The organism is Pseudomonas donghuensis, from assembly GCF_000259195.1.
Taxonomy (GTDB): domain Bacteria; phylum Pseudomonadota; class Gammaproteobacteria; order Pseudomonadales; family Pseudomonadaceae; genus Aquipseudomonas; species Aquipseudomonas donghuensis.
Genome location: NZ_JH650776.1, coordinates 77,988 through 102,030 on the forward strand (window position 1 = coordinate 77,988; position 24,043 = coordinate 102,030).

The window sequence follows — 24,043 nt, forward strand, 5'->3', positions numbered from 1 at the left end:
GGCGACGTGCTGCTGCTGGCCGAGCACTTTCTACGCCTGTTGGGCGGCGACTCGCCCAAGCGCTTGAGTGCAGCGGCCGCCCGGCTGCTGCTGGCCCACCCCTGGCCCGGCAACGTGCGCGAACTGCGCAACGCCATGGAACGCGCGGCCATCCTCAGCCACGGCGCGGTCATCGATGTCGAACACATCGGCTTGCAGGCAGCGGCGGCGCCCACCCCGGGCCTGGACATCGACTGGGAGGGACCTATGGCACAAGCCGTTGCCCACCTGGAGCGCGAGATGATTGTGCGAGCCCTGGCTGCGACGGCCGGTAACCGCGCGGAGGCGGCGCGGCGTCTCGGTCTGTCTCGCCAACAGCTCTACCGCAAGCTGGCCGAGTTTGGGCTGGACTGACCCCTGCGCAGGCCAGCCGGTGTCCGATTCTGTGACACCCGGGCGTCACGGGATCGGACGGCGCATGGCTCGTTATTTATGTAAGCAGTTGAATTTGTTGTAAATATTGTTAGGCATGGTGCTTGCACTACAGGTTGGGTGTTGTTTCCCAAGCCAAGGAGCTTCTCCAATGTCTAGGTATTTCATCGCCACGTCTGCTGCGCTGGTATTCGGCCTGTGCAGCCTCAGCGCACAGGCCATGGCGCCCGACCCAGCCGCTCATCTGCCTGCGACATCGCATCAAGGCATGGCCGCCCCTGGCCTGATGGGCCAGTACGTGGTGGAAGGTCAGGTCCAGCGGATGCTCATCAATCCCTACGGTGAGGTCGACGGCCTGCGCCTGAGCGACGGAACCATTGTCAAGTTCGCGCCGCACATGGCCGATGCGCTCACTGCGGCGGTCCAGGTGGGGGACGCCGTGCGCATCATCGGACGGGCGCAAGCGCGGGGCACGGTCAAGGCCGACGCCATCGTCCACACCGCCAGCGGGCGCACCGTGTACGACCAGCCGCCGCCGGTCGGCGAAGGCCGAGTCCTGCCACCCCATCTGCGCGCCCAGCGCCTGCAGCCCCAGCAGGTGGAAGGCCAGGTGGAGGCCGTGCTCACCGGTCCGCGGGGCGAGGCCAACGGCGTCATCCTCAGCGATGGCAGCATCGTTCGTTTCCCGCCAGAAAGCCTGCGCCTGTCGGTGCAGACGGGGGCGCCGTTCGCGGCATCCGGGCTGGGCACGCGCAATGTGTTTGGCACCGCGTTGGAAGCCGTCAGCATGGGCACCTCGCTGTCCACCCTGGAGCCGCTTTACGACCGTGCGCAGTAAGGATGTGACGATGGCAACGCCTTCCATAACCCCGACGCACGCCGGCTCGCGGAGCTGGCTGTCCGGCCTGAACTTCTTCCTGGCCGATGTCCGTGACGGCCTGGGGCCCTTCCTCGGTGTGCTTCTGGCCAGTCAAGGCTGGCGGGCCGATGACATCGGCTACGTGATGGCCATCGGCGGCGTCGCAGGCATGCTGACGACCACGCCGATGGGAGCCTGGATCGACGCTTCGCGCTACAAGCGACTTCTACTGGCAAGTGCCACCGTCATGCTCATGCTCGCCACGGCGGCGCTATGGACGGCAGCGTCGTTCGGCGTCGTGGTCGCCTCTCAGCTGGTGACCGGTGCCGTGGGGGCGTTGATGGGCGCCGGCATCATGGGTATTACCTTGGGCATCGTGGATCAGAGGGACCTGTCTCGGCAGCTTGGCATCAACGAGGCCTGGAACCATGCCGGCAACGTGGTCGCGGCTGCATTGGCCGGGCTGGCAGGCTACCGCTGGGGGCTGTCAGCCGTATTCGTGTTGATGGCCCTGATGGCGTGCGCGGCGCTTGCTTGCTTGTGCAAGATCCATCCGCAGGACATCAATCATGAGCGGGCCCGTGGTGCAGACCTCACTTGCAACCAGCCTGCGCAAGGTGGCGGTCCTGCGCCTTCCATGCTGCGGATTTTGACGGACTCGCGCGAGCTGGGCCTGCTCGCGATCACGATGCTGCTGTTCCACCTGGGCAATGCCGCGATGCTGCCCTTGTTTGCGCAGTCGAACGTCACGCGCGGGCTGGCGGACCCCAGCGTGTTCACGGCATCGACCGTCATCGTCGCGCAGCTGGTGATGGTTCCTGTGGCGCTTTGGGCTGGATGGTATGCCTCTCGGCACGGGTATCGGCTACTGATCATTACCGCCCTGTTGGCTTTACCCTTGCGAGGGCTGATCGCCGGTTTCTGGGCGTCCCCATGGGCGCTGCTTCCGGTACAGGCCCTTGACGGAATCGGGGCGGGCCTGCTGGGTGTCGCCTTGCCCGGGCTTGTCGCTTGCATCCTGCGCGGCACTGGACACGTCAATGCAGGGCTTGGTGCCGTGATGGCAATCCAAGGGGTAGGCGCGGCCATGAGTCACGCACTCGCCGGTTGGATCGCGCATGGTTTCGGCTATAGCGCAGCCTTCGTCGCGCTGGGCATCGTGGCCGCAAGCGGACTACTCACCTATCACGTTGGCATCGTCACCCAACCTGCTCGCCGACTTGGCCAAGGTACCGGCGCGGATCGGTAGACACCGGCCTGTCGCTGCCCATCCCTCAAAAAAACTGCACCCACCCCTCACTTTTTTGAATTACCACCCCTCACCGCAACCCCGGCAAAATCCCCCCGACGCAACACTCAAAAAATTCCATCTCCACGGACGGAGCCCATTGGTATTGCCCCTCGCAATACTCAGCCCAGCCACGTTGGCCGGGCTTTTTTTACTGCCCAGGTGCCCGATTTACCCATGTCTACCCGCGGTCTGAACAACTGGTTCAGCCGGCTGCTGCCGGCCCCTCTGAACATCCCCCCGAAAGAATGGCTACGCGCAGGCGTCGGCGCGCTGCTCGGTCTGTTTCTTGCTGGTTTCGCCTGTAGCCTGGCCTTTGGCCCGACGGTGGCGCTGCACTTGCTCGGGCCGTTGGCGGCCTCGGCGGTGCTGCTGTTTGCCGTGCACTCCGGCGCGCTGGCGCAGCCCTGGCCCTTTGTTGGCAGTTATGCCTGCGCGACGGCGGTGGGGCTGGTGTTGCATCACTGTTTTGGCTCGGCCTTGTGGGTCGCGGCACTGGCCCTTGGCGTGGCGATTTTGCTGATGTGCCTGCTGCGCTGCCTGCACCCGCCGGGGGGCGGGGTGGCGGTGAGCGTGGTGCTGGCGGACTCATCACTGGCGGCAATGGGCGACCAGGTGTTCGAGCCGATCATGCTCAATGCCCTGGTACTGGTGGCCGTGGCGGTGATCTACAACCGCCTGACCGGCGTGCGCTACCCGAAAACCGCCACGCCGCGCAAAGACCTGCACCACACCGCCGATGTGTTGCCGGGTGAGCGGGTCGGGGTCAGTGGCGAGGACCTCGACCAGGCGCTGGAAGAGCTCGGCGAGTTTGTCGACGTCACCCGCGATGAGCTCGAACGCATCATCATGGCCACCGAGCAACACGCGCTCAAGCGCAGCCTCGGTGGCATTACCGCCGCCTCGGTGATGTCGCGGGATGTGCAGTTGGCGACCCCGCAGACCACCCTGCAGCAGGCCTGGCAGTTGTTGTCGAGCCACCACTTGCACACCTTGCCGGTACTGGATGAGGCGCGGCGTTTGGTGGGGATTGTCAGCTTGAGCGACCTGGTCGGGCCGGCCATGGCCGAGGGGCGTTTCAGCTGGCGCGGGTTGTTTGGGCGCAGGCCTCAGGTGCTGCTGGAGCAGATCATGAGCCGGCCGGTGATTACCGTGCGCAGTGACGAGCCCGCGGTGGCGCTGATTCCGTTGCTCAGTGAGCAGGGGCTGCATTGCTTGCCGGTGATGCAAGGGGATGCGCTGGTGGGGGTGATCACCCAGACCGATTTGATTGCCGGGCTCAAGCGCCAGTTGCTCAGTGAAGCGACGCGCTCAGATCACAGGATCCCAGCGCTGTGACCAGTCACTCTCACCGGCCACCACTTCGCGCAGCACCCTGAACGCCTGCTGCAACGCCTCGCTGTCGCGCTCGCGGGCATACACCAGGTAGGTGGGGTAGGTGAACTCCGGCGCTTGCGGCACACGTTCGAATACGCCGCTGTCCAGGTACGCCTGCACCACGCGGGTACGGAAGTAGCCGCTGCCACCGTGTTCGAGGATGTACTGCAGCGCCAGCGGCCCGAGGTTGAAGCTCAGCGCCGGGCGCGCGCATTCGGGCAGGGCGGCGTCGTGGCGGCGGCGGAAGGCCTGGCCCCAGTCGATGTATACGTAAGGTTCGGGCTGGTCTTTGCGGCGGATGCGGATCAGTTTTTCTTCCATCAGCTGTTCCACCTGCAGGCCCGGGCCGTAGGTGGGCTGGTAGACCAGCACGGCGTCGAGCACGCCCATTTCCACTTTGTGCAGCAAGGACTCGCCGTCGCTGACTTCGCTGCGAATGGCGTGGCCGGGCATTTCCCGGTGCAGGGCGCTGACCCAGCCGAGCACCAGCGGGTTGCCCAGGCTGACTTCGCCGCCGATGTGCAGCACCTGGTGGCAGCCCTCGGGCAAGGGCAGGTCGCGGCGTGCGGCCTCCCAGGTTTGCACCAGCTGATTGGCGTAAACCACGAAGGCTTCGCCGTCGGCGGTGAGGCTGGCGCCGCTGCGGCTGCGGATGAACAGCTGGCAGGCCAGTTGCTGTTCGAGCTTTTGTACCCGGGCGGTGATAGCCGTCTGGGTGACGTGCAGGCGTTCGGCGGCGGACACCAGGCTGCCGCTGCGAACGATTTCAAGGAAGGTGCGGGCCAGCTCGATATCCATTGGGGGGCAGCCTGTTTTTGCGGTGGGCTATTGTAGTGGCTTTGCACCGCAATGGGGCAGGGGAAGAGGTGGTGCAGATCGATGACCTTTGGTCGCCTCAGGCGATAGGCCTGTCGATTGCGCGCCTGCCTGATCGACCACCCTGTACCCCACTCATGCAGGAGTTCAGCCCATGTCCTATGTCGACGGTTTTGTCCTCGCAGTGCCCACCGCCAACCGCGAAGCCTTCAAAAAACACGCCGAAGAGGCCGCCGTGGTGTTCAAGGAATGCGGTGCGCTGAAGGTGATCGAGTGCTGGGGCGATGATGTTCCCGAGGGCAAGCTCACCTCGTTCCCCATGGCCGTGAAACTCAAGGACGACGAGACGGTGGTGTTTTCCTGGGTCCTGTGGCCGTCACGCGAAGTGCGCGATGCGGGGATGCAGAAGATGATGCAGGACCCGCGCTTGCAGCCTGAGCAGAACCCGATGCCGTTTGATGGTAAGCGGGTGATTTTTGGTGGATTCAGGATTCTTGTGGATGTCTGAGAGCGTTGGGGCTGCGTTGCAGCCCATCGCCGGCAAGGCCGGCTCCCACAGGGATCTGTGTATGCCGACCCTGTGGGCGCTTATTGCTTAAACCTTGAAGCGTGCCACCAGTGCCGTCAGTTGCCCGGCCAGCCCCGCCAACGCCTGGCTGGCTTCGCTGGTCTGTTGCGCCCCGGTCGCCGAGCGGGTCGACAGTTCGCGGATGTTCAGCAAATTGCGATCCACCTCGCGCGCCACTTGCGCCTGTTCCTCGGCGGCGCTGGCAATCACCAGGTTGCGCTCGTTGATCTCGCCAATGGCGCTGTAGATCCCTTCCAGTACCAGCCCTGAGGCCTGGGTAATACCCAAGGTCGACTGCGCCCGCTGGGTGCTGGCCTGCATCGACGTCACTGCCGCTTCGGTACCGTGCTGCACGCGGCCAATCATCTGCTCGATTTCCTGGGTCGATTGCTGCGTGCGGTAGGCGAGGGTGCGCACTTCGTCGGCGACCACGGCAAAGCCGCGCCCGGCTTCCCCGGCACGGGCCGCTTCGATGGCGGCATTGAGCGCCAGCAGGTTGGTTTGTTCGGACACCGAGCGAATCACTTCCAGCACCTGGCCGATGTCGCGAATCTGCCCGGCCAGTTGCTCCAGGTGCGCGCTGCTGGTCTGCACCTCTCGGGCCATGGCCTGAGTGCCGTCGAGGTTGTCGCTGACCTGGCGGCGGCTTTGTTCGGCCAGTTCGTTGGAGGCGCTGGCCGCTTGCGAGGTGGACACGGCGTTGCGCGCGACTTCCTCCACGGCCGTGGTCATTTCGGTGACGGCGGTGGCGGCCTGTTCCAGCTCCTGGTCTTGCTGGCGCAGGCTGTGCGAGCTCTGTTCGGTAATGCCATTGAGTGCACCGGCAGCCTCGGCCAGTTGCCTGGCACAGCCGGTGATCTGCCCCAGGGTGTCGCGCTGGCTGTGCTGCATACGCTGCAGTTCGCTGAACAGCTGGCCGATCTCGTTGCTGCTGTGCACCGTCACCGGCACGCTCAAATCGCCATTGGCAATACGCTGGAAGTGCTGGCCGGCCTCTCGTAGCGGACGCAGTACACGCTGGGCGATAAAGCTCCAGCACAGGGCGGCGAGCAGCAAGGTCAGCAGCCCCAGCGCCACGCTCAGCACCTGGGCGCTGCTCAGGCGCCGGTCGGATTCGAGCATGATCTGCTGGCTGCGCTCGTTCAGCGCCGCCACCAGTTGTTGGCGCAGCGCCTGCAGGCGGCCCATGGCGTTGCCAGCGTCGGTGTTGACGTTGAAGTACTGCTGCAGGTCGTTCTGGCGGGTGGCTTCACGCTGCCCGGCCACCGCCTTGGCGTATTCGCCAAAGGTGCTTTGCAGCGCCACGGTCAGGGATTTGAGCGTCGGTTCTTGGGCGTTGCTGACCAACTCATTGATCAACTGCGCGCTGTTGCCCAGCAGTTCTTCCGAGAGCTTCAGGCGTTTGTTGGCACTCTCGCTGTGGCCGCCGGTCTGTTCGATAAAGCCCGAGGACACGTTGGCGCTGGCGCGGATCGCCATCAGCAGGGCGTTGTTCAGGCGGTCCGACTGGTGCGCGGTCTGGTCCAGTTCGCTGATCTGCTGGTCGCTACCCACCGCCGCGCGCCAGGCGCTGACGGTGGAAAACAGCAAGGTCAGGCTGAGCAGCGACAGCACCCAGAACATACCGGTGCGGATTTTCAGGTCGGCGAACATGCGGGCAGTACTCCTTTAGTTGTTATCAGCCCCACGCGTTGCCGCTGTAACGGCGGTGGGTGGGTCTGCTATCGGAGTGGTTGCTGGTGGACTTGAGGGGGTAAGGCCTGCTTGTGTTCGATTACCGCACGCTGTTTGCCTCAGCGGCCTTCATGCTGGCGCCGATACGCCCCCGGCTGCAAGCCGACGGCCTTGCTGAAGGCACGGGTAAAGGCGGCAATCGACTGATACCCCACCGCCGCGCACACCTGCTCGACGGTGTTGCTGGCTTTGAGCAGCTGGCAGGCATGGCGCATGCGCAGGGCCAGCAACACTTGCCCCGGCGATTGCCCGGCCAGTTCGCTGAAGCGCTTGAAGAACGCCGAGCGCGACAGCCCCGTGCAGGCTGCCATGCTTTCCAGCGACCAGGGCTGGTCGGGGTGTTCGATCAGTTGCTCGAGCAGGCTGGCAAAGTTGGCGTGACGTGCCAGGGCCACCAGGCCGCTGATGCCCTGGTCGTCGCTGACGCGTTGGCGCAGCACATACAAAAACAGCAGATGGCTCAGGCGTTCGAGCAGCGCCGAGGAGGGCGCGGGCAGCCGTTGGCACTCGGCCAGGATCAGTTCGAACAGTGCACGTGCGGCCGTGGATGCCGGGTCGCCGGCACGCAGGATGATCCAGTCGTCCAGGCTGTCGATGACCAGCGACGACAGGCCCGGCTGAAAATGAAAGAACCCGCACACCAGGCCCACGCCGTCAGTGGCTGCGCTGTCCAGCGCTTGCATGACCTGGCGCGGTTGCTGCTGGGCCAGCTCGCAGTCCTGGGCATTGGACAGCCGATAGTTGAAGTCGCGCAGCAGGAACACTGCATCGCCGGCTTGCAGGCGCATGGCCTCGGCCTGGCCGTCGATATGCAGCCAGCAATGGCCCTGGACGACCAGGTGGAAACTGGCCCGCGCCAGGCCGTGGGTGCTGGCGTGCCAAGCGCCGCAATAACGCCCGACATGGAACAGGCTGGCGTCTAGCTCAAGGCTTTCTAATAACCAATCGACTACCGGGCTGGACGAAATCATCTAATGAAAAGACTCAGGAGCAAGTAATAGCGACTGCAGAATATGGCAGGTAATTCTTATAACCAACAGACTTGTGGCACACCCCTAGTATGCAGGAGTCCACTCCATGTCGCGCGTCACTGTCCATACACTGCAAAGCGCCCCAGAGGCTGCCCGTCCTTACCTGGAGAACGCCCAGAAGGCCTCGGGCTTCATCCCCAACCTGCTCGGCGTGCTGGCCAATGCCCCGGCGGCGCTGGAAACCTACGTCACTGTGTCTGCACTTAACGGCAAGGCCGAGCTGAGCCTGGCCGAGCGTGAAGTGGTGCAACTGGTGGCCGCCACCCACCACGGCTGCGACTTCTGCGTGGCCGGCCACACCGCCGTGGCGCTGAACAAGGCCAAGCTGCCGCAAGAGGTGGTCGATGCCCTGCGCGCCAAGAGCGAGCTGCCGCAAGAGAAGCTCGAAGCCCTGGCGGCGTTCACCCGCGAAGTCATCGCCACCCGCGGCAATGTCAGCGAGGCCGGCTACGGAGCGTTGCGCGAAGCGGGTTATAGCGAAGGCAATGCCCTGGAGGTGATCCTCGGTGTAAGCCTGGCAACCCTGTGCAACTTTGCTAATGTGTTCGCCCAAACCCCGCTCAATGACGAGCTGAGCAAGTACCGCTGGCAGCCTTCGGCATAACGAACCCTCGGCGCCGGCGCAGGCTGGCGCATTTTTAAAGGAGTAAACGCTATGCTCGATCCCGCATTGGTCACGTGGCTGGATGCCCAGGCCGAAGCCCTCGACCAGGGCCATGGCGACCCGCAGGCGGTACTGGGGCAACTGGCGGCGGCGCAGGTGCTGCGCGTCGGCATCGACCAGGCTCTGGGCGGTAGCGGCGGCACGGTCGCCGACGCGGTAGAGACGCTTGCCAATGTCGCCAGCCATTCCCTGGCGGCGGCCTTCGTCTTCTGGGGCCAGCGCGCCTTTGTCGAATACCTGCTGCACAGCCCCAACGCCGGGCTGCGCGAGCGCCTGTTGGCCGACCTGCTCAGTGGCAAACTGGCCGGCGCCACCGGGCTCTCCAACGCCATGAAGTACCTCTCGGGTATCGAAGCGCTGCAGGTCAAGGGCCTGCGTGACGACCAGGGCTGGACCCTGGCCGGGCGCCTGCATTGGGTGACCAACCTGCGCAAGGGGGGCTTCGTGGTGGCGGCGGCCATTGAAGAGGAGGGCGCCTCGCCATTCGTCCTGGCCATTCCCGACACTGCTGTCGGGCTGACCCGCTCCGACGACCTGCAACTGCTGGGCCTGCAGTCGAGCAACACCGCCGCCTTGAGTTTCGAGCAGGTGCCGGTCAGCCGCGACTGGCTGCTGCACGAAAACGCCAAGCAGTTTCTGCCTGCGGTGCGTCCGTCGTTCCTGGGCCTGCAATGCGGCATGGCCATCGGCCTGGCGCGCCGTTCATTGAGTGAGGTGGAGGCGCATCTGCAAGGCATGCGCTCGTTCCTTGGCGAGGCGCTGCAGGTACTGCGCGAGCGTCTGGAAAACACCGTGACCGAACTGAAAAAGGGCCTGCTCGACGGGCGTTTTCTGGCCCAGCCGGCGGCCTTGTTCAAGCTGCGCATCACCCTCGCCGAAACCGCAGCCGATGCCGTGCAGCTTGAGTTGCAGGCCAGCGGCGGCAAGGCTTATCTCACCGCTTACGGCGCTGGGTTCGCCCGCCGCTGGCGCGAGTCGGCGTTCGTGCCAATCGTTACTCCAAGCCTGGTGCAACTGCGCGCCGAGCTGCAACGCCAGGCGTCGGCAGCATGACCGAGGTGTTGCTCGACGCCCGCGGTATCAGCCTTGGCTACCCGCGTGAGCACGGCTGGCAAAGCGTGCTGGAAAATTTCGACCTGCAACTGGCGCCGGGCGAGGTGATCACCATCCTCGGCCCCAGTGGTGTCGGAAAATCCAGCCTGTTGCGGGTGCTGGCCGGTTTGCAGCAGGCACGCGCCGGCAGCGTCAGCCTGCTCGGCGAGCCGTTGCAGGGCCCGCACCCGCGCCTGGCGGTGGCCTTCCAGGACCCCAGCCTGCTGCCCTGGCTGAGCCTGGAAAGCAATGTCGCCTTCGGCCTGGATTTCGCCCGCCAGCCCAAGCTTGCCGCCAGCGAACGGCGTGCGCGTATCGACCATGCCATCGAGGCGGTCGGCCTGCAGCACGCTCGCGAGCAGTACCCGGCGCAGCTCTCCGGCGGCATGGCCCAGCGTACCGCGCTGGCCCGCTGCCTGGCACGCCAGCCGCAAGTGCTGTTGCTCGACGAACCCTTCGGCGCGCTGGATGAAGTGACCCGCGCCGACATGCAGCAACTGCTGCTGCAACTGATTGCCCGGCACAACACTGCGGCCATCCTCATTACCCACGATATCGACGAAGCCCTGCTGTTGTCCGATCGCGTGCTGCTACTGGGCAACCACCCGGCGCGCACCCTCGGCCAATGGCTCATCGACCTGCCGCAGCCCCGCGAGCAGCGGGTCGAGGAACTGGGCGCGCTGCGCATCGACATACTCAAAACCCTTCGGCGGGCCAGCCGCACACCCGAACCTGATTCTCAACCTATGCCGCTGCCGTCGGAGACTGCCCATGTGCCTGGACGACTTCACCCACACTCGTCGTGACTTCATCAAACTCAGTGCCCTGCTGACCGCCGGTGGCGCCATGCCACTGCTCAATAGCCTGCAGGCGCGTGCGGCCAGCGACCCGGATGCACCGGTGCGCATCGGCTACCTGCCGATCACCGACGCCACGCCGTTGCTGGTGGCGCACAACAATGGCCTGTTCGAAGCCGAGGGCATCAAGGCCGAGCGGCCGGTGCTGCTGCGCAGTTGGGCGCAGGTGATCGAGGCGTTCATTTCCGGGCAGGTCAACGTCATTCACCTGCTCTCGCCGATGACGGTATGGGCGCGCTACGGCAGCAAGGTGCCGGCCAAGGTGGTGGCCTGGAACCACGTTGGCGGCTCGGGCCTGACCGTGGCCCCGGGGATTACCGAGGTCAAGCAACTGGGCGGGCAAACCGTGGCGATTCCGTTCTGGTACTCGATCCACAACGTGGTGGTGCAGCAGTTGTTCCGCGACCATGGCCTGACCCCGGTGTCCAAGGCCGCGACTGCCCAGTTGGCGGCCAATGAGGTCAACCTGGTGGTGCTGCCACCGTCGGACATGCCGCCGGCCCTGGCCAGCAAGCGCATTGCCGGCTACATCGTCGCCGAGCCGTTCAACGCCCTGGCCGAAGACCTCAAGGTTGGCCGCGTGCAGCGCTTTACCGGCGACATCTGGCGCAACCATGCCTGCTGCGTGGTGTTCATGCACGAGCATGACCTGAACAACCGCCCAGAGTGGTCGCAGAAGGTGGTCAATGCCATCGTCAAGGCCCAGCTGTGGACCCGCGACCACCGCGCCGAAGCCGCCGCGCTGCTGTCCAAGAGCGGGCCGAACAAATACACCCCGCACACCCCGCAGGTGCTCAGCCAGGTGCTGGCGCCGGCGGCCGCGGCCCGCGACGCCTACATCGCCAGCGGTGCGATCCAGCATGCGCAGTGGGACGAGAAGCGCATCGATTTTCAGCCCTATCCGTTCCCCAGCTACACCGAAGAACTGGTACGCCGCCTGCAGAACACTTTGATCGAAGGCGACAAGGGTTTTCTTGCCGGACTCGACCCGCAACAGACCGCCCGTGACCTGGTCGACGACCGCTTCGTGCGCAACAGCATCGCTGCGGTCGGCGGGCTCAAGGCTTTCGGCTTGCCGGAGAGCTTCGAGCGTAGCGAGGAGTTTTCGATCTGATGGGCAGGCATGCAATCCATGGCGCCCTGGGCGTTGCCGGCCTGCTCGGCTTGTTGTTGCTGTGGTGGCTGGGCGTGCATGTGTTTGGCGAGGCCGATGGCCTGTCGGCGCGTTTTTCGCCCCAGGCCACCCTCGGCAGCCTGATCGAGCTGCTGGGCCAGGGCGAGGTGTACGAGCATATCTGGGTCAGCCTCAAGCGCATCCTTATCGGCTTGCTGCTGGCCTTGCTGATCGGCGTGCCGCTGGGCTTGCTGGTGGGTAGCTATCGTCACCTGGAGGCGGCGACCACCCCGGCGTTTCAGTTCTTGCGGATGATCTCGCCACTGTCGTGGATGCCGGTGGTGGTGATGCTGATGGGGGTGGGCGATCAGCCGATCTACTTCCTGCTGGCCTTCGCCGCACTGTGGCCGATTCTGCTCAACACCGCTGCGGGTGTGCGTCAACTCGATCCGCGCTGGCTGCAGTTGAGCCGCAGCCTGAGCGCGACGCGCTGGGAGACCCTGTGCAAGGTGATCATCCCCGGCGTGCTTGGCCATGTGCTCACCGGCGTGCGCCTGGCCATTGGTATCTTGTGGATCGTGCTGGTGCCGTGCGAGATGCTTGGGGTGAGTGCCGGGCTTGGCTACTTCATCCTCGATACCCGCGATCGGCTGGCCTATTCGGAGCTGATGGCGATGGTGCTGCTGATCGGCGTGCTGGGCTTTATGCTCGATGCCCTGGCCCGCGGGCTGCATCGGCGCTGGGTACATGCCTGATCGCGGGGCAAGCTCGCTCCCACCCTGTAGGAGCGGGCTCGCCCCGCGCTGCTCTCATAGACTCCGCCGCCCATAACCCCATGCCGTAATACTGATAAGCGCTGCACACCACACCAGGGTAACCCCCAACGCCTGCCACTCACCCGCCAGATTCAAGCCCGCGCCAATCAACCCGTAATACATCAACCCGAACAACGCCCCCGCCGTCCCCCGGCAATCGCCATACTCGACCAGTGCCGAGCCCAGCAGCAATGGGATCGCCATGGCAAAGGCGCCGAGCATGAAGGCCATGGCCACGGCGATCAGCCAGTGCTCGCCGAGCAACAGTATCGCCAGAGCCGCCAGCAGGTTCACCGCGCAGGCCAGGTTGAGCAGGGTTGCCTGGCTGACACCCCGCGCCAGCAATCGTGCATTGAGGCGCGCGCCGAGCAGCGAGCCCAGCGCCAGCAACACGCCGCTGTAGCCAAACAGGCTTTGCAACTGCAAACGCTGGAAAATGAACGGCGCCAGGCTGTACCAACTGAACACGCCGATATTGAACAATGCCACCAACAGCGTCGCCAGTAGCACCCGCCGATCACCGAGCATGCGCCGCAAGGTGCTGATCAGGCTGGCGTGGTTGGGCGATTGCGGGCGGGTTTCCGGCATCAGTTGCCAACTCCACAGCAATAACGCCAGGGCCATCAGCAACTGCGCGGTCAGCACGCCACGGTAGCCAAAGGCCTCGGTCAGCAGCGATCCACTGAGCACACCAATCGCCGGGCTGATGGCCAGGAATATGCCGATCAGGGAAAACACCCGGGCCAGTTGCGCACCGCCATGCACGTCCCGCAGCGCGGTTTGCGTCACCACCGAACCGACCGCTGCGGCGAAGGCGGCGACGACGCGCGCGCCAAGCAGGCCGGTGAAGTTTGTGACCAGCAAGGCCGCCAGCGACGCCAGGCTGTACAGCAGCAAGCCGGCGAGCAATGCCGGGCGCCGGCCCCAGAGGTCGCACAGGCGGCCCCACACCAACACGCCGACGGCAAAGGCGGCGAAATACAGCGACAGGGTTTGCCCCGCCTGCGCAGGCGTCACCCCAAAGCCCTGGCCGATATCCACCAGGGCGGGGCTGTAAAGGGTTTCGGCGATCTGCGGGAACATCAGCAGGGCCGTGGCCAGGGTCAGCCAGGTAGGTTGGGTCATCAGCAGCGTCCCGTCGGTAAGGGCGCTCATGGTAGGTGGCGGGCGAGGGGTGTATTGTCGCGGTCTGGTCTAAAAATAGTGAAAATCGGACAACCTGCATGGCCTGGCTAGAACCCACCGCCACATTCGACCCGCAGAGCTTTGGCACGCCCATCGTCGGCATTTGCTCAGCCTTGGGCGATCACGACTCCGGCATCCATCAGCATCGCATGGGACAGGTGCTGTTCACCCGCCAGGGCTGCGTGCGCATCGACGCCCTGGCGCCGGATCTGCTCTGTCTGCTGCCACCGACCCGCGCGGCATGGATTCCCGCCGGCATAGCCCATCGGGCGCGGATGCGGGCGACCGTCGATTATCGCTCGGTGTACCTGGACCCCCGGCACTGGCCGCATTTGCCCGCTGAAGTGGTGATCCTCGACGTCAATCCGCTGCTGCGCGAATTGCTCGAACGCATTGCCCAGGCGCCGTTCGAGACCGACTGGAGCCAAGGCGCCGCCGCGCACCTGGCCGGCCTGTGCATCGCCGAACTGCAGGCCGCCGATCAGCAGCCGATGCGCTTGCCGCTGCCCAGGGATCGACGCCTGGCCAGCCTGGTCGAGAACCTTGAGCAGTTGCCACCGCTGCTGCAGGAACTGGCCCGCACGGTGGGCGCCAGCGAGAAAACCATCGGCCGCCTGATCCGCCGTGACACCGGCATGTCCTATCAGCAATGGCGCCAGCAGTGGCGGCTGGTGCGCGCGGTGGAGCAGTTGGCGATCCATCAGCCGCTGAGCCAGGTGGCGCTGGAACTGGGCTTTGCCAGCGACAGTGCGTTCATTGCCTTCTTTAAAAGCATGACCGGCAGCACGCCGCGGGCGTATTGCTGCTGAGGCAACTGTTACGCAATAAATTCGCGACGCTGTAGCGCTTTCCCGGGCTCGAGATCCGTTACTGTCAATTCCAGTAGCTCAGCCAGGAGGGTGTGCGATGCTCGATATGCAAACGCTGGTGATTTTTTCCGGGGCGGTGACCCTGTTGCTGCTGTCGCCGGGGCCGAACATGGCCTTTGTCATCAGCCATGGGCTGTCCATGGGCTGGCGCGGCGGGCTGGCGGCGGCGCTGGGCATCAGCCTGGCGGACCTGGTGCTCACCGTACTGACCGCCACCGGTGTTACCGCGCTGGTCGCCGCCTGGCCGCCGTCCTTCGACATCATCCGCTTCAGCGGCGCGGTCTATCTGTTGTGGATGGCCTTCAAACTGTTGCAGCCGCGCAAGGCGGGCAACGCCGATAGGCCGCGCGAGACATCCCTGGCGGCGGTGTTGGTTGCGGCCACGTTGAACAGCCTGCTCAACCCCAAGGCACTGCTGTTTTTTATCGTGTTCTTGCCGCAGTTCGTGGTGCCGGCCAAAGGCGCGGTGGCCCAGCAGTTGCTGCTGCTGGGGCTGGTGCTGAGCGTGATTGCCCTGGTCTTTCATGTGCTGTTGGGGGCGTGTGGCGGGGTGATAAGCCGCTGGTTCAGTGGCAAGGGGCGCCTGGCCAAATTGCAGCCACGGTTGTTGGCCAGTGTGTTGGCACTGCTGGCGCTGCGTTTGGTGTTGATGCAGCGCCCGGCGTGAGTGCCTTGCCAGCGATGGGCTGCAGAGCAACCCCAGATTCAATCCTGCAGGTCGTCCTCGCTCATCCACTCAAGCGCATCCGCCAGCGCCACCTCGGCGACCCATTCACTGAAGCTGCGGGTCACGTGTTCATAGCTCAACCGCGAGCGTAGCTCGAGTGTGTCGGCAAACGACAAATGCACGGTGATGACCTTGTCTTCAATCACCCCGTCGCGCACCACGAAGAAGGCAAAGTCTTCCCGATCCTGGCGGCGGGCGAACAGGTAAACCTCGAAGTCCGCCCCGGTTTCCTTGGCAAAGGCCCTGGCGGCGAAGGCGTTCCTGGTCAGGTCAGGTGCTTGTTGCAGCGACGCCTGGGTATCACAGAAATACCACGGTTCCCAGTCGGTCAGGCCTTTGTGAATGAACCAGCGGTAGGCAAGCGGGTAGGGCATTGGCTTAGTCCGTTAATGAGTGCAGGCGCGCCGGTACTCGCCCGGGGTTACGCCATAGGCTTGCTTGAACTGCCGGTTCAGATGGCTCTGGTCCGAAAACCCCAGGGCAAAGGCGACGTTGAACGGCAGGCAATCGCTTTTCAGCAGTTCACGGGCGCGGCTCAGGCGCCGTTGCTTGAGCCAGGCATGGGGCGGCAGGCCTGTGGCTTGGCGAAACACCCGGGCGAAGTGAAAGGGCGAGAGATTCACCGCCGTGGCCAGCTCTTCCAGCGAGGGCGGGTAGGCCAGGCGGCTGTCCATCAACTCCTTGGCCCGGGCCACGGCGCAGGGCTCGTTGCCGGGCGTGCGCGCCGCACCGGCGCGGGCATGACGCTGCACCAGCAACAGCACGGCTTCGCGCCAGGCGGTTTGTTGTTCCAGGGCGCTGGCGCCCCGTTCGGCCGAGCAGTGCAGCCAGCTGAAGGCTTTGGCCAGTTGCGGGTCATGCAGCACGCTGGCGTCAAAGCGCGGCAGGCCGTCGCGCTTGAGTTCCAGCTCGTCGAGCACGCCGGTGATGCGTTCGCTGTCGGGGTAAAAACCGCGATAGCGCCAGCCCTCTTCGCTGGCCTTGGCGCCGGTGTGCAGCTCGTCGGGGTTGATCAGCACCATGCTGCCCACTGGCGCCAGGTGTTCGCTGCCGCGGTGCCAGAAGCGCTGGGCGCCGGACTCGATGATGGTGATCACGTAGCCTTCATGCACATGGGGGGCGAAGCGCTGCTGAAAATAACGCGCATGCAGCATCTCGGTGTCACCGAGCGCCGAGGCTTGCCAGAAGCGGGTCTGTTCCTTGGGTGCAGGGTTCATGGGCTGCCGTTCAACCACCAGCGAAAGACAAAAAAGAAGGCCATGCTCAGCAGCATGCTGATCAAGGTGCTGCGGGTCAACAGCACCAGCACTATCGCCACCAGCGAACCGATCAGGTAAGGGTTGCTCAGGCTCAGGTCAAGCTGGTGCCCGGGCAGAAAGACGATCGGCCCGCAGATCGCGGTGAGCATGCCCGGCACGGCAAAGCCGAGAAATTGCCGGGCGTTGGAGCTCAGGCGCAAAGGCAGGCGCGGTTCCAGAAAGGCATAGCGGTTGAGAAACACCAACAGGCCCATGCCGATAATCAGGGCGAAGATCATGCGCGTGCTCCACTGAATTTCTGGCAGACAAAACCTGCGCTCATGCCCAGCAGGCCGGCGGCCACCAGGCCGATGTCCCAGTGCCAGAAGCTGAACAACACCGAGCAGAACAACGACACCGCCACGCACACCACGGTGGGCAGGTTGCGCACCAGCGGCGCGATCAGGGCGACGAAGGTGGCGACGATGGAGAAGTCCAGGCCCAGTTGGTCCAGGTGCGGGATGTTCTGGCCGAGGATGATCCCGGCCAGGGTGAACAGGTTCCAGGCGATGTAGAAGGTCAGGCCCACCCCCAGGGCGTACCAGCGGTTGAACTGTTGTTTGTCGTACTGGCTGGTGAGGGCGAAAAACTCGTCAGTGAGCAGAAAGCCCAGGCCCAGCCGCCAGCGGGTCGGCAGGCCCGACAGCACCGGGCGCATCGACAGCCCGTAGAGCAAGTGCTGGGAGGTCAGCAACAGGGTGGTGAGCAGGATCGAGAACAGGTTGGCACCGCCCTTGAGCATGCCGATCGCCACCAGTTGCGCCGCGCCGGCAAAGACAATGGCCGACAGGCCCTGGCCTTCCCAGGGGCTGAGGTTGGCTTCGATGGCCATGGAGCCTGCCAGCAGCCCCCAGGGGGCCACGGCAAGGGACAACGGCAGGATGGCGATGGCGCCTCGAATAAAGGCCTGGCGGGCGAACGGCGGACTGGACATGGACGGCAGCAACAACCAATGAACACGGTTGCACAGCATGCCAGAGCGATGCGCTGCTGACTTGAACGATCTTGCTGTCGGCGGCGACGCCAGTGCCCTCAGTAGAGGTTGCTGGCCAGCCGGCGCTGCGCCGGGATGCAGCCGTTGATGTCCACCGCTTTTTGCCAGTAGCTCCTGCTTTGCGCCGGGTCGGTGCTGGCCAGCAGGCGGTAGACCTCGGCCTGGTAATCGCGCTGACGGCCCCACTGCATGGCCAGGCCTTGCGGTTGCTCGCGATGGCACGGCAGGCGTACGGCCGGTTGCGGGTAGTAAGGTGCGTAGAGGGTCGCGGTGCTCTGCACGCTTTCCAGCGCCGTGCGGTATTCACTGCGGCTGAAGGTCGGGCACCAGTTCTCGATGCCCAGCGCTGCCGGGGCAAACCCCTGGGTCATGCTACCTTCGAGCAGCGGGCAGGCGGCGTCAGGGATCTGGGCTGCCGGCAAATAGGTGATGTAGTAGAGCGCCAGGCGGTATTGTGCTGCCGGGTGGTTAAGTGCCACGGCCTTCTTCAGCAGGGTCACCGCCGGTGCCAGGGTGCGGCCCAGGGCCTGGCCTTGCTGGGCGAGGTCCTGGTCGGTGGTGCTGGTCTTGAGGGTGTAGCTGCTGGTCTGGGACTCGGCCTGTTCCAGGAAGGTCAGGGCCTGGCGGTACAGCAGGTCGGCATGTGGGTCGATCTGCACGCCGGCGGCCAGTGCCGAAGTCGGCAGCACGACGGCGAGCAGGCCGTGCAAAAGGGGCGAGCGGATCAAGGAAGAGCCTCTGAGGTTCGGGGTCGGACGGGCATGCATGTGGGCTTGGAGACAACTGCGCTGTTCAGGATTCAATCCGACTGTCCATAGTGTGGCTTGAGGCTGGCCTGGGTTATAGCGCGCCATTCTAACCGCTCTGGGCCCACAGCCGAAAGCGTAGCCCGTCAGGGCAACAGTTGCCGGATGTTGTAGGCCAGCCCGGCAACGGCGATGACCAGCAGTACCACGGCGCTGATGGCGCTGATCAGGCGCCGGTCGAGGCGCTCGGCCAGGCGGCCGATGGCCAGGATGTACAGGCCCAGAATACCCAGGTCGAGCACCAGCCAGACCAGCCCCAGCAGCATCAGGCTGTGGCTGAAGCGCTCGGTGACCTGGATGAACTGCGGGAAGAAGGCAACAAAGAACAGGATGTCCTTGGGGTTCGCCAGGCCAATGGCAAAGCCTTGCCACAGCCCGCCCTGGTGGGGCGGGGCCTGCTCCGTGGCGAGGGCGGGCTGGCGCAGTTCGGCCAGGGCGCTCAGGCCCAGATAACCGATGAACAGGCAGCCGAACAGGCTCAGGGCGCTCAACACCAGTGGGTTGAGTGCGGCGCTGCTGAAGATCAGGGCTGCCGCCAGGGCAATCAGCACCAACGAAGCGCCGTTGGTGCCCAGGGCGGTCAGCAGCGCCTGCTTGCGCCCGGCGCGGGCGGTGGTGTTGACCACCAGCGCCACCACCGGGCCGGGGCTGGCGATCAGCAGCAAGACGGTCAGAACGTAGGTGGCAAGCAGGGCACTGTTCACAGGCGGATCTCTCGGTCAGGGGGAGCAGAATTCTCGGCAGGCCAGGGAAGGTTGTAAAACGCCTGTTACTGTGGCTTTCTATTAGTTTTACTCATGCTTTGGCTGGACATGACCGAACGTATTCCCGCATTGCAGGCGCTCAGGGCATTCGAGGTGGCCGCACGCTACGGCTCGTTCACCCGCGCCGCTGAAGAACTGGCCCTGACCCAGGGCGCCATCAGCCATCACATCAAGACTCTCGAAGGCCTGTTCGACTGCGCGCTGTTCGAGCGCCGCGGGCCGAAAGTGGCACTGACCGAGCCGGGCCGGTTGCTGGCCCAGGAACTCAAGGTCGGTTTCAAGATCATCGAGAACGCCTGCGGGCTGCTCAGGCAGGGCCGCCAGCATCTGCGCCTGAAGGCGCCCTCGACCCTGACCGTGCGCTGGTTGCTCAGGCACCTGGCAGCGTTCAAGCAACGCGATGAGCACAGTAATGTGCAACTGAGCAGCGTCTGGATGGACATCGACACGGTGGACTTTTACAGCGAGCCCTACGACTGCGCGATCCTGCTCGGCGACGGTCACTTCGCCGCTGACATCGCCAGCCTCAAGTTGTTTGACGAGTGGCTGGTGCCGGTGTGCCAGCCCGGATACCCGGCAGACCTGGCCCGCTGCGAACTGCTGCACCCGTCGCCGGACCGGCGTGACTGGCGGCGCTGGTTGAATCGGACAGGGGGCAGCGCGCTCAGCCTGGAACGTGGCCAGGTATTCGACACCCTGGATCAGGGCATCTCTGCTGCCCAGCAAGGCCTGGGTGTGGCCGTGGTCGACCTGCTGCTGGCCAGTGGCGAGCTTGACGCCGGCCGCCTGGTCACGCCATTCCCCCAGGCGGTGGCCACCGGCGAAGGTTATTACCTGACCTGGCTGCAGGCCAGCCCCAAGGCGCACCAGGTGCAGAAACTCGGCCAATTCCTGCAGCAGCAGGTACCGCAACTGCCTGGCCAGGGGCTGGACTATTTGTATGACTAATACTGCGGCGCGCCAGCATCCGGCAGCAGCCGCGTGCTCATGAAGTCGATGAACACCCGCAGCCGTGGCGGTACTTGCCGCCCCGAGGGCCACAGCAGGTAGAAGCTGCCGCGCCGCTCCATGTAGTCATCCAGCACGGTCACCAGGTCACCGCGTTGCAGCTGCTGGCGTACGGTGAAATCCGGAATGCAGGTGATGCCGCGATCGCGGATGGCAAAGCAGATGCGCGTGTCGACGTGGTTGCACACCATCGACACCGGGATGTCGTATTCGTGCCCGGCGGGCTCCTGGCGCAACGGCCATTGCTCGAGCTTGCCAGTGCTGGGAAAGCGGTAGTGCAGGCAGGTATGCCGGGCCAGTTCATCGGGGTGCACGGGCGTGCCATTGCGCGCCAGGTACGCCGGCGAGGCCACCAGCACGTGATGAAAGTGGCCAAGAAAGCGCGCGCTCAAACGCGAGTCGCTGGGTGTGCCGCCACGCATGACCACATCGAAACCTTCGCCGATGATATCCACCAGGCGGTCGTCGAAATCCAGGTCCAGTTCGATGGCCGGGTACTGCGCCATGAACTCGCTCAAGGCCGGCATCACCAGCGCGGTCACCTGCGGCAGGCTGATACGCAGGCGTCCGCGTGGCACCTCGCTGGCCTGGGACAGTTCAAGTTCGGTGGCTTCGATCTCGGCGAGGATGCGCCGGCTGCGCTCCAGGAACAGGCTGCCCTCGGCGGTCAGGGTGATGCTGCGCGTGCTGCGGTGAAACAGGCGCACCCCCAGGCGGCTCTCCAGGCGCGCCACGCGCTTGCCAATGGCCGAAGCGCTGACGCCCAACGACTGCGCGGCGCCGACGAAGCTGCCGGTTTCTGCCACCCGCACGAACACCACGAAACCGCTGAGGCTATCCATCTGCATTTCCTGATTGCGGACATCAGTGTCCGTTATGAGCGGAATTGTACCCGTCTTTTTCCGCAGTTACCGCAGGCTTAAGGTTCGCCCATCTTTCCTACAGGAGTGTCACCATGACTCAGATGAGTTGCACGGCGGATGGGCCCGCCGCACTGGAGCAGCCCTTGCCGGTCAGCGGCCTGCTGGCATTGGCAATGACCGGTTTTATCGCCATCCTCAGCGAAACCCTGCCGGCTGGCCTGCTCGGGCAGATCTCCAGCGGCATGCACATCAGCGAGGCCATGGCCGGGCAGATGGTCAGTGTCTATGCCCTGGGCTCGCTGCTGACCGCCATCCCGCTGGTGACCCTGACCCAGGGCTGGCGCCGGCGGCCGGTGTTGCTGCTGGCGATTATCGGCTTCCTGTTGTTCAACACGGTGACGGCCTTGTCCGGTTCCTACTGGCTGACGCTGGTCGCCCGCTTCATGACCGGCGTCGCCGCTGGCCTGGCCTGGGGCGTGATCGCCGGGCATGCGCGGCGCATGGTCAGCCCCGAGCAACAGGGCCGGGCGATGGCGGTGGCGATGATCGGCGCGCCGGTGGCCTTGTCGCTGGGCGTGCCGGCCGGTACCTGGCTGGGCGAGCTGCTGGGCTGGCGCATGACCTTTGCCCTGGTCTCGGCTGCGACCCTGGTGCTGGTGGCCTGGGTGCTGTGCAAGGTGCCGGACTTTGACGGCCACGCCCCCGGCCAACGCCCGGGCATCGCTCAGGTACTGCGCACACCCGGCGTTCTGGCGGTGTTGCTGGTGATCCTCACGTGGGTGCTGGCGCACAACGTGCTGTACACCTATATCGTGCCGTACCTGGCGTCGGTGGGGTTGGCGGCGAGTACCGGCATGGTCCTGCTGACCTTCGGTATTGCCGCATTGGCCGGTATCGGCGTGGTGGGTGCGTTGATCGACAAGCACCTGCGCAACATGGTCCTGCTGAGTTTGTTCGGCTTTGCCATGGTGGCCCTGGTACTCGGTTTTGTCAGCCAGTCGGCGCCGCTGGTGTATCTCAGTGTTGCGCTCTGGGGCCTGACCTACGGCGGCGCGCCGACCCTGCTGCAAACCGCCAGCGCCGACGCTGCCGGGGAGGGCGCCGATGTCGCCCAGTCGATGATAGTCACGGTGTGGAACTCGGCGATTGCCGCAGGCGGCCTGCTCGGCGGCGTGCTGCTCAGCCAGTGGGGCGTGGGCAGTTTCCCCTGGGTGTTGCTGGCACTGATCGCCGTGGCCTTGCTGATTGCCGGTCGCGCCCATGGTCATGGTTTCGCCCCGGGCGCACGGGTGCTGAGCTAAGTTCGGCAGGCGCCGGCCCAGACGGGTAGAATCGCCGCATACACAGGTGTTTTCGAGGTTGCAGCGGTGGAGTTACAGCAGGGCTTTGTCCTGACCCGGCATTGGCGCGATACCCCGGCGGGTACGCTTGTCGAGTTCTGGCTGGCCACCGATCAGGGCCCCCGGCGCTTGCGTCTGCCGGTGCAGACCTCGGTGGCGTTCGTTCCCGCCGAGCAGCGTGGGCAAGCCGAAGCGCTGCTGCGCGGCGAGCGCGACGTCGAGTTGCGCGCGCTGGCCCTGCGCGATTTCGAACAACGGCCGGTGCTGGGCTTGTACTGCCGCCAGCACCGCCAGTTGATCCAGCTGGAAAAGCGCCTGCGCGCCGCCGGCGTGCAAATCTACGAGGCCGATGTGCGCCCGCCGGAGCGTTACCTGATGGAGCGCTTCATCACCGCGCCGGTCAGTTTCAGCGGCACGCCGGATGCCAGCGGTGTGCTGCTCGACGCCCAGCTCAAACCCGCCCCCGACTACCGGCCGACGCTCAAGCTGGTGTCGCTGGACATCGAAACCACCGAGCGCGGCGAACTGTACTCCATCGCCCTGGAAGGTTGCGGCCAGCGCCAGGTGTACATGCTCGGCCCGGCCAACGGCAACGCCGAAGGCGTGGATTTCGACCTCGAATACTGCGACAGCCGCGCCTGCTTGCTCGAACGCCTGAACGACTGGCTGGCTGTGCACGACCCCGACGCGATCATTGGCTGGAACCTGGTGCAGTTCGACCTGCGCGTGCTGCAACACCACGCCACCGAGCTCAAGGTGCCGTTGCGCCTGGGCCGTGGCGGTGAAGCAATGGACTGGCGCGAGCACGGTAGCCGCGCGCATTTTTTTGCCGGGGCCGCCGGGCGCCTGATCATCGACGGTATCGAAGGGCTGCGTTCGGCGACCTGGAGCTTCCCTTCGTTCAGCCTGGAGAACGTCGCCCAGACCCTGCTCGGCGAAGGCAAGGCCATCGACACCCCGTACCAGCGCATGGACGAAATCAACCGCATGTTCGCCGAGGACAAGCCGGCCCTGGCCCGCTACAACCTCAAGGACTGCGAACTGGTCACGCGCATCTTTGCCAAGACCGAGCTGCTGACCTTCCTCCTGGAGCGCGCCACGGTCACCGGCTTGCCGGCCGACCGCAGCGGCGGTTCGGTGGCGGCGTTCTGTCATTTGTACATGCCCTTGATGCACCGCCAGGGCTTCGTCGCGCCCAACCAGGGCGAGCGCCCGGAGGAGGCCAGCCCCGGCGGCTTTGTCATGGATTCGCGGCCGGGCTTGTACGAGTCAGTGCTGGTGCTCGACTACAAGAGCCTGTATCCGTCGATCATCCGTACCTTCCTGATCGACCCGCTAGGGCTGGTCGAAGGCCTGCGCGAGCCGGGCGACGCGACCTCGGTGCCGGGCTTTCGCGGTGCGCGCTTTTCCCGTACCCGGCATTGCCTGCCGGCGATTGTCGAGCGGGTCTGGCAGGGCCGCGAGACGGCCAAGCGCGAGCACAACGCGCCGCTTTCCCAGGCGCTGAAGATCATCATGAACGCCTTTTACGGTGTGCTTGGTTCCAGTGGCTGGCGCTTCTTT

The 24,043-nt window shown here is 65.1% G+C and carries 26 protein-coding genes; 15 read left to right on the plus strand and 11 right to left on the minus strand.

Annotated elements, in window-relative coordinates; genetic code table 11:
• The 4 genes from UW3_RS29860 to UW3_RS0121870 form a co-directional block, all read left to right on the plus strand.
• Window positions 1–393 (plus strand): AAA-type ATPase lid domain-containing protein (locus tag UW3_RS29860; RefSeq protein ID WP_010225645.1); only part of this gene is annotated, 393 nt, incomplete at its 5' end.
• A gap of 169 nt (window positions 394–562) precedes the next feature.
• Window positions 563–1,249, plus strand: a complete 687-nt coding sequence (locus UW3_RS0121860) for a hypothetical protein (RefSeq protein WP_010225646.1) — start codon at window positions 563–565, stop codon at window positions 1,247–1,249.
• A gap of 10 nt (window positions 1,250–1,259) precedes the next feature.
• Window positions 1,260–2,519, plus strand: coding sequence for an MFS transporter (locus UW3_RS0121865; RefSeq protein WP_010225647.1), 1,260 nt, complete (start codon window positions 1,260–1,262; stop codon window positions 2,517–2,519).
• 216 nt (window positions 2,520–2,735) lie between these two features.
• On the plus strand, window positions 2,736–3,896 hold the full coding sequence (locus UW3_RS0121870) for an HPP family protein (RefSeq protein ID WP_010225648.1): 1,161 nt from the start codon (window positions 2,736–2,738) through the stop codon (window positions 3,894–3,896).
• Here the strand turns inward: UW3_RS0121870 and UW3_RS0121875 are convergent.
• Complete coding sequence (locus UW3_RS0121875) at window positions 3,870–4,733, minus strand: LysR family transcriptional regulator (RefSeq protein WP_010225649.1); 864 nt, start codon at window positions 4,731–4,733, stop codon at window positions 3,870–3,872. The two genes, UW3_RS0121870 and UW3_RS0121875, sit on opposite strands and share 27 nt — an antisense overlap.
• A 172-nt stretch (window positions 4,734–4,905) precedes the next feature.
• Between UW3_RS0121875 and UW3_RS0121880 the strand changes: the two genes are divergently transcribed.
• Window positions 4,906–5,259, plus strand: a complete 354-nt coding sequence (locus UW3_RS0121880; RefSeq protein WP_010225651.1) for a DUF1428 domain-containing protein — start codon at window positions 4,906–4,908, stop codon at window positions 5,257–5,259.
• 87 nt (window positions 5,260–5,346) lie between these two features.
• Here the strand turns inward: UW3_RS0121880 and UW3_RS0121890 are convergent, their stop codons facing one another.
• Together UW3_RS0121890 and UW3_RS0121895 are read right to left on the minus strand one after the other, a co-directional pair.
• On the minus strand, window positions 5,347–6,972 hold the full coding sequence (locus UW3_RS0121890) for a methyl-accepting chemotaxis protein (RefSeq protein ID WP_010225653.1): 1,626 nt from the start codon (window positions 6,970–6,972) through the stop codon (window positions 5,347–5,349).
• A gap of 140 nt (window positions 6,973–7,112) precedes the next feature.
• Window positions 7,113–8,024, minus strand: coding sequence for an AraC family transcriptional regulator (locus tag UW3_RS0121895; protein WP_010225655.1), 912 nt, complete (start codon window positions 8,022–8,024; stop codon window positions 7,113–7,115).
• A gap of 106 nt (window positions 8,025–8,130) precedes the next feature.
• Here UW3_RS0121895 and UW3_RS0121900 point away from each other — a divergent pair, with 106 nt between their 5' ends.
• From UW3_RS0121900 to UW3_RS0121920, 5 genes are read left to right on the plus strand one after another with little or no spacing between them, the layout of a single operon-like run.
• Complete coding sequence (locus tag UW3_RS0121900) at window positions 8,131–8,688, plus strand: carboxymuconolactone decarboxylase family protein (protein ID WP_010225657.1); 558 nt, start codon at window positions 8,131–8,133, stop codon at window positions 8,686–8,688.
• Between the two features lie 51 nt (window positions 8,689–8,739).
• Window positions 8,740–9,801 carry an acyl-CoA dehydrogenase family protein gene (locus tag UW3_RS0121905; protein ID WP_010225659.1) on the plus strand — a complete coding sequence of 354 codons (1,062 nt, stop codon included), beginning with the start codon at window positions 8,740–8,742 and terminating at the stop codon, window positions 9,799–9,801.
• The gene (locus UW3_RS0121910; RefSeq protein WP_010225660.1) at window positions 9,798–10,646 is read left to right on the plus strand and encodes an ABC transporter ATP-binding protein; all 849 of its coding nucleotides are present in this window, start codon (window positions 9,798–9,800) and stop codon (window positions 10,644–10,646) included. Before UW3_RS0121905 ends, UW3_RS0121910 begins: the two co-directional genes overlap by 4 nt.
• Window positions 10,612–11,811, plus strand: coding sequence for an ABC transporter substrate-binding protein (locus UW3_RS0121915; protein ID WP_010225661.1), 1,200 nt, complete (start codon window positions 10,612–10,614; stop codon window positions 11,809–11,811). The genes UW3_RS0121910 and UW3_RS0121915 overlap by 35 nt, the downstream gene beginning before the upstream one ends.
• Entirely contained in the window at window positions 11,811–12,566 is a 756-nt protein-coding gene (locus UW3_RS0121920) for an ABC transporter permease (protein ID WP_010225662.1), read from the plus strand. The genes UW3_RS0121915 and UW3_RS0121920 overlap by 1 nt, the downstream gene beginning before the upstream one ends.
• Window positions 12,567–12,620: 54 nt before the next feature.
• On the opposite strand, the gene UW3_RS0121925 is transcribed toward UW3_RS0121920, so the two are convergent.
• Window positions 12,621–13,751, minus strand: coding sequence for a Bcr/CflA family efflux MFS transporter (locus UW3_RS0121925; RefSeq protein ID WP_010225663.1), 1,131 nt, complete (start codon window positions 13,749–13,751; stop codon window positions 12,621–12,623).
• Between the two features lie 98 nt (window positions 13,752–13,849).
• On the opposite strand from UW3_RS0121925, the gene UW3_RS0121930 reads away from it, so the two are divergent.
• Together UW3_RS0121930 and UW3_RS0121935 are read left to right on the plus strand one after the other, a co-directional pair.
• Window positions 13,850–14,620 (plus strand): AraC family transcriptional regulator, encoded by a 771-nt coding sequence (locus tag UW3_RS0121930; protein ID WP_010225664.1) that lies wholly within the window; start codon window positions 13,850–13,852, stop codon window positions 14,618–14,620.
• 97 nt (window positions 14,621–14,717) lie between these two features.
• Window positions 14,718–15,347: a LysE family translocator gene (locus UW3_RS0121935; protein WP_010225665.1), complete on the plus strand. Its 630-nt coding sequence runs from the start codon at window positions 14,718–14,720 to the stop codon at window positions 15,345–15,347.
• 38 nt (window positions 15,348–15,385) lie between these two features.
• On the opposite strand, the gene UW3_RS0121940 is transcribed toward UW3_RS0121935, so the two are convergent.
• The 6 genes from UW3_RS0121940 to UW3_RS0121965 form a co-directional block, all read right to left on the minus strand.
• Window positions 15,386–15,781 (minus strand): hypothetical protein, encoded by a 396-nt coding sequence (locus tag UW3_RS0121940; RefSeq protein WP_010225667.1) that lies wholly within the window; start codon window positions 15,779–15,781, stop codon window positions 15,386–15,388.
• A gap of 12 nt (window positions 15,782–15,793) precedes the next feature.
• Window positions 15,794–16,624: an AraC family transcriptional regulator gene (locus tag UW3_RS0121945; protein WP_010225669.1), complete on the minus strand. Its 831-nt coding sequence runs from the start codon at window positions 16,622–16,624 to the stop codon at window positions 15,794–15,796.
• Window positions 16,621–16,944, minus strand: a complete 324-nt coding sequence (locus UW3_RS0121950; RefSeq protein WP_010225671.1) for an AzlD domain-containing protein — start codon at window positions 16,942–16,944, stop codon at window positions 16,621–16,623. The genes UW3_RS0121945 and UW3_RS0121950 overlap by 4 nt, the downstream gene beginning before the upstream one ends.
• Entirely contained in the window at window positions 16,941–17,639 is a 699-nt protein-coding gene (locus UW3_RS0121955; protein WP_026001462.1) for an AzlC family ABC transporter permease, read from the minus strand. The genes UW3_RS0121950 and UW3_RS0121955 overlap by 4 nt, the downstream gene beginning before the upstream one ends.
• Window positions 17,640–17,737: 98 nt before the next feature.
• On the minus strand, window positions 17,738–18,466 hold the full coding sequence (locus UW3_RS0121960; protein WP_050990032.1) for a hypothetical protein: 729 nt from the start codon (window positions 18,464–18,466) through the stop codon (window positions 17,738–17,740).
• Between the two features lie 125 nt (window positions 18,467–18,591).
• The gene (locus UW3_RS0121965) at window positions 18,592–19,209 is read right to left on the minus strand and encodes a LysE family translocator (RefSeq protein ID WP_010225677.1); all 618 of its coding nucleotides are present in this window, start codon (window positions 19,207–19,209) and stop codon (window positions 18,592–18,594) included.
• A 108-nt stretch (window positions 19,210–19,317) separates the two neighbouring features.
• Here UW3_RS0121965 and UW3_RS0121970 point away from each other — a divergent pair, with 108 nt between their 5' ends.
• On the plus strand, window positions 19,318–20,217 hold the full coding sequence (locus tag UW3_RS0121970; protein WP_010225678.1) for a LysR substrate-binding domain-containing protein: 900 nt from the start codon (window positions 19,318–19,320) through the stop codon (window positions 20,215–20,217).
• Here UW3_RS0121970 and UW3_RS0121975 read toward each other — a convergent pair.
• Window positions 20,214–21,119 (minus strand): LysR family transcriptional regulator, encoded by a 906-nt coding sequence (locus tag UW3_RS0121975; RefSeq protein WP_010225680.1) that lies wholly within the window; start codon window positions 21,117–21,119, stop codon window positions 20,214–20,216. The two genes, UW3_RS0121970 and UW3_RS0121975, sit on opposite strands and share 4 nt — an antisense overlap.
• A gap of 122 nt (window positions 21,120–21,241) precedes the next feature.
• On the opposite strand from UW3_RS0121975, the gene UW3_RS0121980 reads away from it, so the two are divergent.
• Window positions 21,242–22,441, plus strand: a complete 1,200-nt coding sequence (locus UW3_RS0121980; RefSeq protein WP_026001463.1) for an MFS transporter — start codon at window positions 21,242–21,244, stop codon at window positions 22,439–22,441.
• A 66-nt stretch (window positions 22,442–22,507) separates the two neighbouring features.
• Window positions 22,508–24,043: DNA polymerase II (locus tag UW3_RS27495; protein WP_010225683.1), on the plus strand; the 1,536-nt coding region annotated here is incomplete at its 3' end.